The organism is Micromonospora sp. NPDC047730 (assembly GCF_043204765.1).
Lineage (GTDB): Bacteria > Actinomycetota > Actinomycetes > Mycobacteriales > Micromonosporaceae > Micromonospora.
Genome location: NZ_JBIDCU010000004.1, coordinates 199,107 through 211,720 on the forward strand (window position 1 = coordinate 199,107; position 12,614 = coordinate 211,720).

The window sequence follows — 12,614 nt, forward strand, 5'->3', positions numbered from 1 at the left end:
AGGAATACGGAGAACGGCGTCGGCCGGTGTCCCCACCCGGCCGACGCCGTTCACGCGGAACGTCAGTGCTTCTCCAACTCCACCTTCGGCAGCAGCCTCGCCAGCGGCTCGGGCATCCACCAGGCGCGCCGGCCCATCAGCTGCATCGCGGCCGGCACGATCAGGCAGCGGATGATGACCGCGTCCACGAAGATGGCCACCGCCATGCCGAAGCCGGTCTGCTGGAGCAGCCGCTCCGGGCTGAGCATGAAGGCGCCGAAGACGACGATCATGATGGCACCGGCGGCGCTGATGACCGAGCCGGTGTGGCCGAGGCCCTGACGGACGGCGAGTGCGTGGTCCTTGGTGTGCACCCACTCCTCGTGGATCCGGGAGACCAGGAAGATCTCGTAGTCCATGGAGAGACCGAAGACGACCGCGAAGATCATCACCGGCAGGTACGCCTCGATCGGGCCGGGCTCGATGCCGAACCAGCCCTCCTGGAAGACCAGGGTGATCGCGCCGAGCGCCGCGCCGATGCTGAGCAGGTTGAGCAGCGCCGCCTTGAGTGGGATCAGGACCGACCGGAACACGGCCATCAGCAGGATGATGGACAGTCCGACGACGATCGCCATGAACAGCGGCATCCGGTCGGAGACCTTGGCGGAGTAGTCCTCGGCGGCCGCGGTCGAACCGCCGACCAGGTAGCTGGCGCCGGTGAGCTCGGAGACGCCGGGCAGTACGTCGTCGCGCAGGTGCGCGACGAGCGCGGAGGTGTCCTGGTCCTGCGGCGACGACTCCGGGAACGTGATCATCGTGGCGACGCCGGGGTTCTTGGTCGGCATGGCCGGGGAGACGGCCTGGACGCCGGGGGTGCCGGCCAGGACGCTGCTCGCCGCCTCGGCGGCCTCGGCGGCGTTGCCGCCCGTCGTGTCATCGACGACCACGATCAGCGGCCCGTTGAAGCCGGGGCCGAAGCCATCGGAGAGCAGGTCGTACGCCTGGCGGCTCGTGCTGTCGGGGTTGTCGCTGCCCGCGTCGGCGAAGCCCAGCCGCATGGTGAACGCCGGCAGGCACAGGGCGCCGAGCGCGACCACGGCCACCAGCATGGCGGTGAGCGGACGGCGCTGGACCGCGGCGGCGAGCTTGCGCCAGAGGGTGCCCTCGGGCGCCCTGCCCTTCGCCTCGCGCTTGGCGGCGCGGGCGGTGAACTGGCGGGCGAAGCGCGCGCCGAAGATGCCCAGCAGCGCGGGCAACAGGGTCAGCGAGGCGGCCATGGTGACCAGCACGGTCAGCGCCACGGAGAGGGCCATACCCTTGAGCGAGCCGAGGCCGAGGGCAACCAGGCCCAGCAGGGCGAGAATGACGGTGCAGCCGGCGAAGAACACCGACCGGCCGGCGGCGTCGAGGGCGTCTACCGTGGCCCGCTCAGGGGAGGCGCCCTTGACCAGTTCGGCCCGGTAGCGGGCGAAGATCAGCAACGCGTAGTCGATGCCGACGCCGAGGCCGACCAGCATCATCACGTACGGGGTGTAGGCGGCGATGGTGAACAGGTGCGAGGCGAGGATGATGATGCCGAGAGTGGAGCCCACGGCGAAGACGGCCGTGATGATCGGCAGCCCGGCGGCGATGACGGTGCCGAACATGAAGACCAGGATCACCAGTGCCGCGAGCAGTCCCGCGCCTTCGGCCGCGCCGCCCGAGCTCTGCCCGAGCAGCCGGGCCGGCCCGCCGCCCAGCTCGACCTGGAGGCCGTCGCCGGCCGCCTCCTGGGTCACGTCGTAGACGCGCTTGGCGTCCTCCTTCTCCATGTCCTTGGCGGGCATGTTGAGCATCACCGTGGCGTAACCGATGGTGCCGTCGGGCGCGATGGCGGCCGCATCCGCGTAGAGGCTGCGTACCTGCGCGACGTGGGGCTGCTCGGCGACATCGGCCAACATCGTCTCGACGCGCTGCCGGACGGCGGGGTCGCGCAGTCCGCCCTTGGCGTGCAGGACGATCTCCATGGTGTCCCCGGCGCGGGCCGCGCCGCTGGCCGCCAGCAGGTCGGCGGCGGCCTGGGACTCGGTGCCGGGTAGGGAGAAGTCCTCGCGGTAGTCGTTGCCGGCCATGACGGCCGAGGTCCAGACGCCGATCATCACGGCGAGCCAGAGCAGCAGGGCGAGCCAGCGGCGGCGGTGGGAGAAGCTGGCGACGCGCGCGAACACGCCCGGCCGGCCGCGTGAGTGCGGTGTTGCCTGGACGGTCTCTTCGGTGAGGGTCATGGTCTCTTTCAGGGTCGGATCAGCAAGGGGAGTCGGTCCGTGCGTTCACCACGGGGTGGTTCTGTACGGCAGGTGCGCGGCGGACGCGTCCTCGCGGGCCTGACAAGCCCGCCCGGGGTTGTGCGGTCCTGACTCGAAGCCGTGTACGGGGCGGCAGCGGGCGTGGTCAGGTGGTGGTGAAGTCGGCCATCATGGCCATGTCTTCGTGTTCGAGGTTGTGGCAGTGCAGCATGAAGGTCCCGGCGTAGTCGGTGAACCGGATGGCGATCTCGACCGCTTCGGACGGGCGTACGTCGACGGTGTCCTTCCAGCCGGCGTCGTACGGGCCGGGTGCCCGGTTGTTGCGGCTGATCACCTGGAACGGGTCGAGGTGCACGTGTACCGGGTGGTGGAAGTCGCTGATCAGTCGCCAGACCTCGGTGGTGCCGAGGCGCGGCCGGGCCAGCGGGCGGCCGGGCCGGTAGGGCTGGCCGTTGATGGTCCATCCGTGGTCGGGGCGCAGCTGGAAGTGGAACGTCCGCGTCACTGCGGCGCGGGCCGGGTCGAGGGGCTCGATGTGGCTGAGTCGCTCGGGCAGGCCTGGGTCGTCGTGGGTCGCGCCGGTGATGTCGAAGGCCATCACGTGGGCCGTGCGGCCGGTGCCGAGGCGGTTCACCAGCCGTACGCGTGTGCCGGGACGGTAGCGAGAGAAGTCGATGACCACGTCGAAGCGTTCGGCGGGTGCGATGTCGATGGTGTGGTGGGTCAACGGGCGATGCAGCAGACCACCGTCGCCGCCGATCTGCACCAGGCCGCCGCCGGGAGCCGGCGGGTCGAGTGCCAGCCGGTATCGCCGGGCGTTGGAGGCGTTGAGCAGCCGCAGCCGGTACCGGGCCCGGTCAGTCCGCAGCACCGGCCAGGGCGCGCCGTTGACCAGGATGACGTCGCCGAGCACGCCGTTCATGTACGGATCGGTGACGCCGGGGCTGCGCAGGTCCGGATCGATCAGCGGATAGCTGAGCGAACCGTCCGCGGCGAACGACCGGTCGGCGATCATGATCGGGATGTCGCGGTCACCGGCGGGTAACCGCAGCGCGTCCTCCTCGTCGTCGTGCACGAGGTGGAAGCCGGCCAGCCCGCGCCAGACCGCCACGCCGGTGTGCCCGTGCCGATGGTCGTGATACCAGAGCGTCGCCGCCCGCTGCCGCATCGGGTACGTGTAGTCCCGCTCGCCGACGCTGATCCGCCCCGGATCGTGGCCGCCGTGGTGGCCGGCGTGGTGGCCGACGTGCGCCGGGGTGCTTCCTCCGGCCGGCATGATGAGGTCCGCGGGGTAGCCGTCGCTGTCGGCGGGGGTGTGCCCGCCGTGCAGGTGGACCACGGTCGGGTGGGGCAGGGTGTTGCGGTGCCGGACGACGGTGCGCCGGCCGGCGCGGGAGCGGATCGTGGGGCCGGGGAAGCTGCCGTGGTAGGTCCACGCCTCGGTGGGCAACCCCGGCAGGATGCTCAGCGTGGCCGGCCGTTGGGTGATCTCGTGGTAATCCGTCGTGGCGTCGGAGCGTACCGGCGCGAGCACCGGAGGAACGGGCAGCGGCACCTGGTACGGCCGGGGCAGCGGCACCTGGCTCGGCAGCAGCCGGCCCGGTTCGCCGGGGCCGAGCAGCCCGCTGCGGGCGAGCCAGCCACCGCCGGCGGCCGCCGCCACGGCGGCCGCGCTCGTGCCGAGCAGTCGACGGCGGGTGATTCGTGGACTCATGCGGCCTCTCCCGTGGTCAGGTCCGGTGTCGGCGTGCCGGTCGCCGTCCGCCGGGGACGGGTTGGTGCCGCGCCCCATGACTTGACGAGCAGCAGCGCCACGCCCACGGTGAGTCCGACGGCGACGGGAACGTGGACGGTCAGGACCCGCTGCTCGCCGAGGGGGATCAGCGCGCCGGCGATCAGGAGTTGGATCAGGCTGGCCCGCACCGGCCAGGACGGGCCCCTGCTGGCCCGCCACCAGACGATGGCGGTGATGCACTGCACCAGCAGGGCCAGCGCCAGCAGCCCGCCGTTGAGGCCGTGGGCGGCGAGGGCGTCGTAGTGCCCGGAGAGGAACCCGCCGGCGAGGGCGGCCTGGCCGAGGATCAGCACGGCCACGCAGGTGGTGATCGCGCGGAAGACCAGCCACGACCGGGAGCGTGCGGCCCCCGGAGTGGCGTCGGGTGCGTGGTGGTCGAGGATCGTCACGTCACTCGTCCTCAGATCTGGGCGTCGGCGACGGCCGGCTGCCGGTTCTGGCGTACGCCGCGACGCCAGACGTCGACGACGGCGCTGACGGCGGTGATGTCGGTGGTCGGATCCCCGTCGACGAGCAGCAGGTCGGCGCGGAGCCCGGGCGCGATGCGGCCCCGGTCGGTCAACCCGAAGTGCCGGGCCGGCACGCTCGTGGCCGCCGCCAACGCTTCGGTCCGGGTCAGTCCGGCCTTGACGAGCAGCGCCAGCTCGCGGTGCATGGCGGTGCCGTGCTGCGGGGCGAACGGGGTGGCATCCGTGCCGGCCAGCAGCGTGACGCCGGCCCGGTGCAGCACGCCGGCGGCGTGCACCGCGTTGGCGGCGCTGCCCGCAGCGACGTGGTCCAGGGCGGCGCCCTGGCTGATCGCTTCGAAGTAGGCGAGCGTGGTGACCACGAAGACGCCGTCACCGGCGATCCGCTCCGCGAGTCGCCAGCCGGTCGGGTCGTCCGACCCGGCGTCGGCGTAGACGTGCGCGAGCCCGTCGACACCGCCGTCGAGGGCGATGGTCACCTCCCGGGTCGTGATGGCGTGTGCGATCACTGTCAGGCCGGCGGCGTGTGCCGCCTCGACCAGGGCGGACACGACGTCGGGGGTCAGCACGGGAAGGTCCGCGCCGTGCATCGCCCCGTCGTCGACAACGATCTTGATGTAGTCGGCGCCCTCGGCGACCCGGGCGGCGACGAACGGCGCGGCGTCCGCCACCTTTGCGACGGTGGGGAACGGGCCGGCGGCGTCGCCGAGCGCCGCCATCGTCTGCGGGTCGAGACCGGTCATCAGTTGGCTCGGGTGGCCGCCCGGGGCCGTGGCGAGCAGGCCGCAGCTGCGCAGGTCGGCCACGTCATCGCAGTCGGCCGCCAGCCGACGCTGGCGGGCCAGGTTGTCCGGCAGACAGAACATGTCCAGTTCGGTGGTGACGCCGGCGGCCAGGGCCTGGGCGAGGCTGCCGTCGAAGGTGTGGGTGTGGGCGTCGATGAGGCCGGGCAGCAGGGTCCGGCCGGCGCCGTCGACCTGCACGTCGGCCGGTCGGCCGTCCGGTTCGGCAATCCGGTCGCCGTCGATGAACACGTCGGCTCGTTCCACGGTGTGCTGCCCGTCGAACACCCGCACGTCACGGATCACGGTACGCATTGCGGCCTCCAAGGCGATGGGAGTGGCTCGGCCGGGACGGGATCGTCCCGACTCGGCAACCAGGAGGGCGCTCGCGTCGCCAACTGTGACAGCGATGGTGCTCGGCTGCGGAATGGATCACATTTCCCCACCGGGGATGTCACACTCCCGGGCGCCGGTGTCCTCTCAGAGGTGAACCCGACCGGAGGTGACACCCGTGTCCGACGACGTGCAGCCGGCGCCGACCGCCGACCCGACGACTACTTTCCTCGCCCACCGGGAGCTGCTGTTCTCGGTGGTCTACGCGATGCTGGGCAGCGTCGCCGACACCGACGATGTGCTGCAGGAGACCTGGCTGGCCTGGGCGGCGAGAAACCACACCGACGGTGCGTCGATCGAGAACCCACGCGCCTATCTGACGCGGGTCGCCGTCAACCAGGCCCTCGCCCAGCGCGCGGCCCTCGAGCGGCGCCGGGAGTCCTACGTCGGCCAGTGGCTGCCCGAGCCCCTCGCCACCCTGCCCGCCAAGGACGGCGACGCGGGCGACGCCGTCCTGCGCGCCGAGTCCTCGTCGATGGCGCTGCTGGTGGTGCTGGAGACCCTCACCCCGGCGGAGCGGGTCGTCTTCGTCCTGCACGAGGTGTTCGGCTACCCGCACACCGAGATCGCGACCATCATCGGCCGCTCACCGGCGGCGGTGCGCCAACTCGCCCACCGGGCCCGTGAGCATGTGCAGGCCCGCCGCCCCCGGTTCCAACCCGATCCCCGACTCCAGCAGCAGGTGACCGAGCGGTTCTTGACCGCCGCGCTCGGCGGTGACCTGCGCGGCCTGCTCGCCGTTCTCGCCCCGGACGTCACCCTGTGGACCGACGGCGGCGGCAAGGGACCCGCCACCAGCCTGCACCCCGTGCACGGGCGCGACGAGGTGGCCCGGCTGCTCGTCGCGGTCGCCGCCGGTGTCCCGGCCGGGCTCGACATCCGCTACCGGCCGGTCAACGGCGATCCCGCCGCGATCCTGTTCGAGCGCGGCGTCCCGTTCGCGGTCCTCGTCCTCGACCTCGACCCCGAGCGGGAGGCGGTGCGCCGGGTCTTCTCCGTCACCAACCCCGACAAGCTCTCCCGGGTCGGCGGATGAGGCAGCGGAACGCGAGCCGGCCCGGTCGTGCCGACGAGCGGTCGTCGTGCCGACCGAGTCCTTGCGTCCGTTGAGGAGCCTTTGCCAAAGGCGCTCCTGCCACAGGTTTCGGCGCGGCGCGCAGTGCTCCGGCTTTGGCTTCGGTGTGATCCGTGCGGACCCGGCTACCTGGCGACCTCGAAGATACTCAGCCGCCTCGTGCAGCGCCCGGAACTGGCGCAGTTCCAGCCACGAGACGGCACGACCCGACCGGCGCTCAGTGGGCGGCGCTTCGGCCGCTGCCGCCAAGGATCGTCACCGAGCTGCCGATCCGCGCCGCCGCGCAGGATTCCGAGGCGCCACCACGGAGAGTGACCGGTCAGGCCGGGGCGTGGTAGGCCAGCACGCCCCGGTTGACCGCGGCGATCGCCTGCCTGGCAGTGGACCTCAGCTCCGACGAGGCGCCGCCGGAGTCGGCGAGCTGACCGAGCAGGTCCACCACCTGCCGGGCCCACCGGACGAAGTCGCCGGCCGGCATCTCGCCGTCGATCTCGTGGCCGCTCGCGAGCACCTTCGCCAGGGCCTCGCCCCGGGCCCAACGGTAGACCGGCCAGGCGAAGCCCAGATCCGGCTCGCGGGTGACCGCCAGGCCACGGGCCGCCTCATCCGCCTCGATCTCGCTCCACAGCTTGAGCGTCTCGTCGACCGCCTCGGCCACGGGGCCGCGCGGCAGCGACGCCCGCTCGTCGACGTCGCGGCGGGCCTCGAAGACCACCACCGACACGGCGGCGGCGAGTTCGGCCGGGGAGAGCCCGTCCCACACCCCCCGGCGCAGGCACTCGGCGACCAGCAGATCCGCCTCCGTCCAGATCCGGCCGAGCATCCGGCCGGCGTCGGTCACCGTGCCGTCGGGCGCGAGGTAGCCGCGGGCGGTGAGCAGCGCGACGATCCGGTCGAACGTACGGGCCAGCGAACCGGTCCGGCCGGCCACCCGTTGCCGCAGCTCCTCCGTATCCTTCTCCAGGCGGCGGCGCCGCTCCGCCCAGCGGGCGTGCTCCTCCCGGTCGGGGCAGGCGTGGCAGGGGTGGCGACGCAGCTCGCCGCGGAGCTGGCTGAGCCGGTGGTCCTCGCCGACGGCCTGGCGGGAACGGCCGCCCCGGCGCCCGCCGTGCCGGTCCAGCCCGGTGCCGCTGACCTCGGCGGCCAGGTCTCGCCGGGCGGCCGGCGACCGGTGGTTGAAGTGCTTCGGCACCCGGATCCGCGCCAACACCTCGGCGGGGGTGGTGAAGTCGCCGGGGCTGACGCGGCCGGCCCAGCGGTCCTGGGTGAGCACCAGCGGCCGGGGCTCACCGAAGCCGCCGGTGGCCGGGTCGAGCACGACCGCCAGGCCGGCCCGCCGGCCCGACGGCACCCGGATCACGTCGCCGACGCGCAGCCGCTCCAGCGAGGCCACCGCGGCGGCCTTACGCTGGCTCTGCCCCTGCCGGGCGATGGCCCGTTCCCGGTCGGCGATGGCGACCCGCAGCGCGAAGTACTCGTCGAAGTCGCCGTGGTGGCAGGCCGCCTCCACGCCGTACGCCTCGATGGTCTCGGTGTTGCGCTGCACCTGGCGGGCCAGGCCGACCACCGAGCGGTCCGCCTGGAACTGCGCGAAGGAGGACTCCAGCAGCGCCCGGGCCGGCTCGGCGCCCACCGTGCCGACCAGGTTGACCGCCATGTTGTACGACGGCCGGAAGCTGGACCGCAGCGGGTAGGTGCGGGTGGAGGCGAGGCCGGCGACGTGCCGGGGGTCGGTCTCCGGGGACCAGACGACGACGGCGTGCCCCTCGACGTCGATGCCGCGCCGGCCGGCGCGGCCGGTGAGCTGGGTGTACTCCCCCGGCGTCAGGTCGACGTGCGCCTCGCCGTTGTACTTGACCAGGCGCTCCAGCACCACGCAGCGGGCCGGCATGTTGATGCCCAGGGCGAGGGTCTCGGTGGCGAAGACCGCCTTCACCAGGCCCCGGACGAACAGCTCCTCGACGACCTCCTTGAACACCGGCAGCATGCCGGCGTGGTGGGCGGCCAGGCCGCGTTCGAGGCCGTCGAGCCACTCCCAGTAGCCGAGCACCGACAGGTCCTCGCCGGGGATCGCGGTGACCCGGGACTCGACGACCCGGCGGATCTCCGCCCGTTCCTCGGGCGAGGTGAGCCGCAGCCCGGCGGCGAGGCACTGCTGCACGGCGGCGGCGCAGCCGGCGCGGCTGAAGATGAACAGGATCGCCGGCAGCAGGCCCTCCCGGTCCAGCCGGTCGACGATGTCGGGGCGCATCGGGCCGCGCCAGCGGGGCCCGCGCCGCCCGCCGCCCGGGCCGGCGCTGCGACCCTCGCCCAGCTCCAGCCGGCGCATGGTGTCGCGGGTGTAGCGCAGCAGCTCGGGGTGCACGTCGTGCTTGCGGGCGGCGTCGGCGTCGTGGAACAGGTCGAACATGCGCTTGCCGACCAGCATGTGCTGCCACAGCGGCACCGGGCGGTGCTCGCTGACCACCACGGCGGTCTCGCCGCGCACGGTGACCAGCCAGTCGGCGAACTCCTCGGCGTTGGACACGGTGGCCGAGAGGGAGACCAGGGTGACGGAGGCGGGCAGGTGGATGATCACCTCTTCCCAGACCCCGCCGCGGAACCGGTCGGCGAGGTAGTGCACCTCGTCCATCACCACGTACGCCAGGCCCTCGAGGGTGGCCGAGCCGGCGTAGAGCATGTTGCGCAGCACCTCGGTGGTCATCACCACCACCGGGGCGTCGCCGTTGATGGCGTTGTCGCCGGTGAGCAGCCCGACCTGCTCGGCGCCGTAGCGGTCGACCAGGTCGTGGTACTTCTGGTTCGACAGCGCCTTGATCGGGGTGGTGTAGAAGCACTTGCGCCGCCGGGGCGCGGCCGGGGCCGGGGCGGCCTCGCCGCCGGCCGCGGGCACCACCTCGTCGCCCGCGCCGCCGGGACCGCCGGCCTCGCGCCCCGGCGCGCCGCGCAGCGCCAGGTGTACGGCGAACTCGCCGACCACCGTCTTGCCGGCGCCGGTGGGGGCGCAGACGAGCACGCCGCTGCCCCGTTCCAGTGCCTGGCACGCCTCCCGCTGGAAGTCGTCGAGATCGAACCCCAGATCGAGGGCGAACTCGTCCAGCGCCGGGAACTGGGAGGCCTGCGCGGCCCGGCGGCGCGCCGCGGCGTACCGCTCGGCGGGGCTCGACATGTCCTCAAGATTAATGCGTGCCGGCGGCGGCCACGTGACAAGGCCAACCGACAGCGGGGTCGGGGGCGGTCGGTAGGGTGCACGGCGTGCCGGACCATGCCGAACCGCCCCACGCCTCACCCGGGGCCGACGACGCCGTCGTCCCGGGCCCGTCCCGCCGCCCCGTGGAGGCGGTTCTGTTCGACTTCCACGGCACGCTGGCCCAGGTGGAGGAGCCCCGCGAGTGGGTGCTCGCCGCCGCGGCCTCCTGCGGCGTGACGCTGGAGCGGATGCGGGCCACCGCGCTGGCCGACCGGCTGTTGACGGCGGGCCGGGCGGGCGGCCCCCTGCCGGCCCGGGTGCCGCCCCGGCTGGCCGAGCTGTGGGCCGATCGGGATCTCTACCCGCACGCCCACCGCGGCGCCTACACGGGGCTCGCGGAGACGGTCGACGCGGGCATCGAGGGCTTCGCCGAGGCGCTCTACGAGCGGGTGCTGGTCCCCGACGGCTGGGTGCCGTACCCGGACACCGCGCCGACCCTGGCCGCCCTGCACGCCGCCGGCGTGCCGGTGGCCGTGGTCAGCAACATCGGCTTCGACATCCGGCCGATGTTCGCGGCGTGGGGGCTGGCCGACCTGGTCGACGCCTTCGCCCTGTCGTACGAGGTCGGGCGCTGCAAGCCGGACCCGGGGATCTTCCTGCGCGCCTGCGGGATGCTCGGCGTCGACCCGGAGCGCGCGCTGATGGTGGGCGACACGCCGGCCGATGCGGGAGCCGTCGCGGCCGGGTGCGGGGTGCTGGTGCTGCCGGCCGCCGAGGCGGGGCGCGCCAACGGCCTGGGCACCGTGCTGGACGTCGCCGGCGTCGACCAGCACCGCTAACGACAAGCCGACAGCAGCGTTAACCACCGCCGCTAACGCGAGGGCGTTATCGTCGTTGCCATGATCACCGAGACGTCGCCCCGGGACCGGATCGTCCGGGCCGCCGCCGCCCTGCTCGCCGAGGGCGGCCGGGAGGCGGTCTCGACCCGTGCGGTGAGCCGGGCGGCCGGGGTGCAGGCGCCGACCATCTACCGGCAGTTCGGCGACATGCGCGGCCTGCTGGACGCGGCGGCCAGCTACGGGTTTGCCGCGTACCTGCACGCCGAGGCGTCCCGGGACCTCGCCGGCGACCCGGTCGACGACCTGCGCCGGGGCTGGGAGCTGCACGTCGGCTTCGGCCTGGCCAACCCGGCCTGCCACGCCCTGATGTACGGCGACCCGCGTCCCGGCGAGACCCCGACCGCGGCCCGGGTCGCGGCCGACATCCTGCGCCAGCTCGTGCACCGGGTGGCCGAGGCGGGCCGGCTGCGCGCGGGCGTCGACGAGGCCACCGAGATGCTGCACGCCGCCGCCTGCGGGGTGACCCTCGCCCTGATCCGCACCCCGCCGCCGCGGCGCGACCCCGCCCTGTCGGCCCGGACGCGGGAGGCGGTGCTCGCCGCGCTGGTCACCGACTCTCCCGCCGCCCGGGCGACCTCCCGGGCCGGCAACCCGGTCCGGCACGCGGTGGCGCTGCGCGCCGCCCTCGACGGGCTGACCACCGACCTCTCCCCGGCCGAGCGCGCCCTGCTCGCGGAGTGGCTGGACCGCATCGTCCGCACCACCCCCACCCCCTGACAGTGCGGATGCGGGAGCGGGGCGGGAACGGGCGGGGTGACGGGGTGGGTCAGCGGAGCAGGTGGACGGCGGCCGGGACGGCGGTCACGGTCACCGGGAGGTCCAGTGCCCGCTCGCCGTCGGCGTACGTGGTGATGCCCTCGGCGCTCAACTCGACCGTGCGGGCGCGGTAGCTGCGCACCAACGGATGCGCCACGTGGGTGCCCCGGTAGATGCGCGGCTTGACCCGCATCAGGGTGCGCCGGTCGAACCGGCCGCCCACCACCACGTCGAGCAGCCCGTCGGCGGGGTCCGCGTCGGGGCAGATCCGCATGCCGCCGCCGTAGCTGGCGCAGTTGCCCACCGCCACCAGCACGGCGTCCACCTCGTGCGCCACCCCGTCGAGCCGCAGCGTGTAGCGGCGCGGGCGCAACCGGGCCAACTCCACCAGGATCGCCAGGTCGTAGCGGCGCGGCCCGCGCGGCCGGCGCATCCGGTTGGCGCGCTCGTTGACGATCGCGTCGAAGCCGGCCGCGAGCACCGCGCCGTACCAGCGGCGCACGCCGTCGGCTCCCGTCAGCCGCGCCAGGTCGACCGGGTGGGTGCGGCCGTCGCGCAGCGCCGCCGCGATCACGTCGACGGCGGCGAGCGGGTCGGCCGGAAAGCCGGTGTCGACCGCGAAGTCGTTGCCGGTGCCGGCCGGCACCGGACCGAACGGCACCGCCGTGCCGGCGACCGCCTGCAACGCGCGGTGCACCGTGCCGTCGCCGCCCACCGCGACCAGAGCGGACGCGCCGTCGCCGACCGCCGCGCGGCAGGCCGACTCGGCTTCGTCGGCGGTGCGCGCGTGCAGCAGGCGCACCGGCCGGCCGGCGGCCGCGAGCCGGTGCAGGACCTGCGGCAGCAGCCCCTGGTGCCGCCCCCGGCCGGCGGTCGGGTTGGCCAGCACGGCGACGGGTCCGCCGGCGGCGGAGGGGTGATCGTCTGCGGTCACGGCGAGCACCGTACCGCCACCCACCGGGGCGGCCGCACCACCCGCCCCGGCGACGGCGA

The 12,614-nt window shown here is 73.9% G+C and carries 9 protein-coding genes; 3 read left to right on the top strand and 6 right to left on the bottom strand.

Translation table 11 applies throughout. The features are described from left to right. Nucleotides 1-62: 62 nt before the first annotated feature. The 4 genes from ACGF5G_RS12910 to ACGF5G_RS12925 all read right to left on the bottom strand — a co-directional run bounded on the left by ACGF5G_RS12910 (nucleotide 63) and on the right by ACGF5G_RS12925 (nucleotide 5,623). Nucleotides 63-2,243 carry an MMPL family transporter gene (locus tag ACGF5G_RS12910; protein ID WP_393262110.1) on the bottom strand — a complete coding sequence of 727 codons (2,181 nt, stop codon included), beginning with the start codon at nucleotides 2,241-2,243 and terminating at the stop codon, nucleotides 63-65. A 166-nt stretch (nucleotides 2,244-2,409) separates the two neighbouring features. Continuing rightward, a complete protein-coding gene (locus ACGF5G_RS12915) occupies nucleotides 2,410-3,978 on the bottom strand; it encodes a multicopper oxidase family protein (RefSeq protein ID WP_393262112.1) in 1,569 nt (522 codons plus the stop codon). Then, nucleotides 3,975-4,448, bottom strand: coding sequence for a hypothetical protein (locus ACGF5G_RS12920; RefSeq protein WP_393262115.1), 474 nt, complete (start codon nucleotides 4,446-4,448; stop codon nucleotides 3,975-3,977). Before ACGF5G_RS12920 ends, ACGF5G_RS12915 begins: the two co-directional genes overlap by 4 nt. Nucleotides 4,449-4,459: 11 nt before the next feature. Continuing rightward, the gene (locus tag ACGF5G_RS12925) at nucleotides 4,460-5,623 is read right to left on the bottom strand and encodes an amidohydrolase family protein (protein ID WP_393262118.1); all 1,164 of its coding nucleotides are present in this window, start codon (nucleotides 5,621-5,623) and stop codon (nucleotides 4,460-4,462) included. Between the two features lie 196 nt (nucleotides 5,624-5,819). Here ACGF5G_RS12925 and sigJ point away from each other — a divergent pair, with 196 nt between their 5' ends. Further along, nucleotides 5,820-6,737 (top strand): RNA polymerase sigma factor SigJ, encoded by a 918-nt coding sequence (gene sigJ / locus ACGF5G_RS12930; protein WP_393262120.1) that lies wholly within the window; start codon nucleotides 5,820-5,822, stop codon nucleotides 6,735-6,737. A gap of 358 nt (nucleotides 6,738-7,095) precedes the next feature. Here sigJ and ACGF5G_RS12935 read toward each other — a convergent pair whose 3' ends face one another. Beyond that, nucleotides 7,096-9,945: a DEAD/DEAH box helicase gene (locus ACGF5G_RS12935; RefSeq protein WP_393262122.1), complete on the bottom strand. Its 2,850-nt coding sequence runs from the start codon at nucleotides 9,943-9,945 to the stop codon at nucleotides 7,096-7,098. 86 nt (nucleotides 9,946-10,031) lie between these two features. On the opposite strand from ACGF5G_RS12935, the gene ACGF5G_RS12940 reads away from it, so the two are divergent. Both ACGF5G_RS12940 and ACGF5G_RS12945 read left to right on the top strand, forming a co-directional pair. After that, entirely contained in the window at nucleotides 10,032-10,805 is a 774-nt protein-coding gene (locus ACGF5G_RS12940) for an HAD family hydrolase (RefSeq protein ID WP_393262124.1), read from the top strand. A 60-nt stretch (nucleotides 10,806-10,865) separates the two neighbouring features. Further along, on the top strand, nucleotides 10,866-11,582 hold the full coding sequence (locus ACGF5G_RS12945; protein ID WP_393262127.1) for a TetR/AcrR family transcriptional regulator: 717 nt from the start codon (nucleotides 10,866-10,868) through the stop codon (nucleotides 11,580-11,582). Between the two features lie 49 nt (nucleotides 11,583-11,631). Here ACGF5G_RS12945 and ACGF5G_RS12950 read toward each other — a convergent pair whose 3' ends face one another. Then, on the bottom strand, nucleotides 11,632-12,564 hold the full coding sequence (locus ACGF5G_RS12950) for a diacylglycerol kinase (RefSeq protein WP_393262620.1): 933 nt from the start codon (nucleotides 12,562-12,564) through the stop codon (nucleotides 11,632-11,634). Between the last annotated feature and the right edge of the window lie 50 nt (nucleotides 12,565-12,614).

Coding starts and splice junctions, on each gene's coding strand:
- ACGF5G_RS12910 (WP_393262110.1), bottom strand. CDS start 2,243: ATGACCCTCACCGAAGAGACCGTCCAGGCAACACCGCACTCACGCGGC.
- ACGF5G_RS12915 (WP_393262112.1), bottom strand. CDS start 3,978: ATGAGTCCACGAATCACCCGCCGTCGACTGCTCGGCACGAGCGCGGCC.
- ACGF5G_RS12925 (WP_393262118.1), bottom strand. CDS start 5,623: ATGCGTACCGTGATCCGTGACGTGCGGGTGTTCGACGGGCAGCACACC.
- ACGF5G_RS12935 (WP_393262122.1), bottom strand. CDS start 9,945: ATGTCGAGCCCCGCCGAGCGGTACGCCGCGGCGCGCCGCCGGGCCGCG.
- ACGF5G_RS12945 (WP_393262127.1), top strand. CDS start 10,866: ATGATCACCGAGACGTCGCCCCGGGACCGGATCGTCCGGGCCGCCGCC.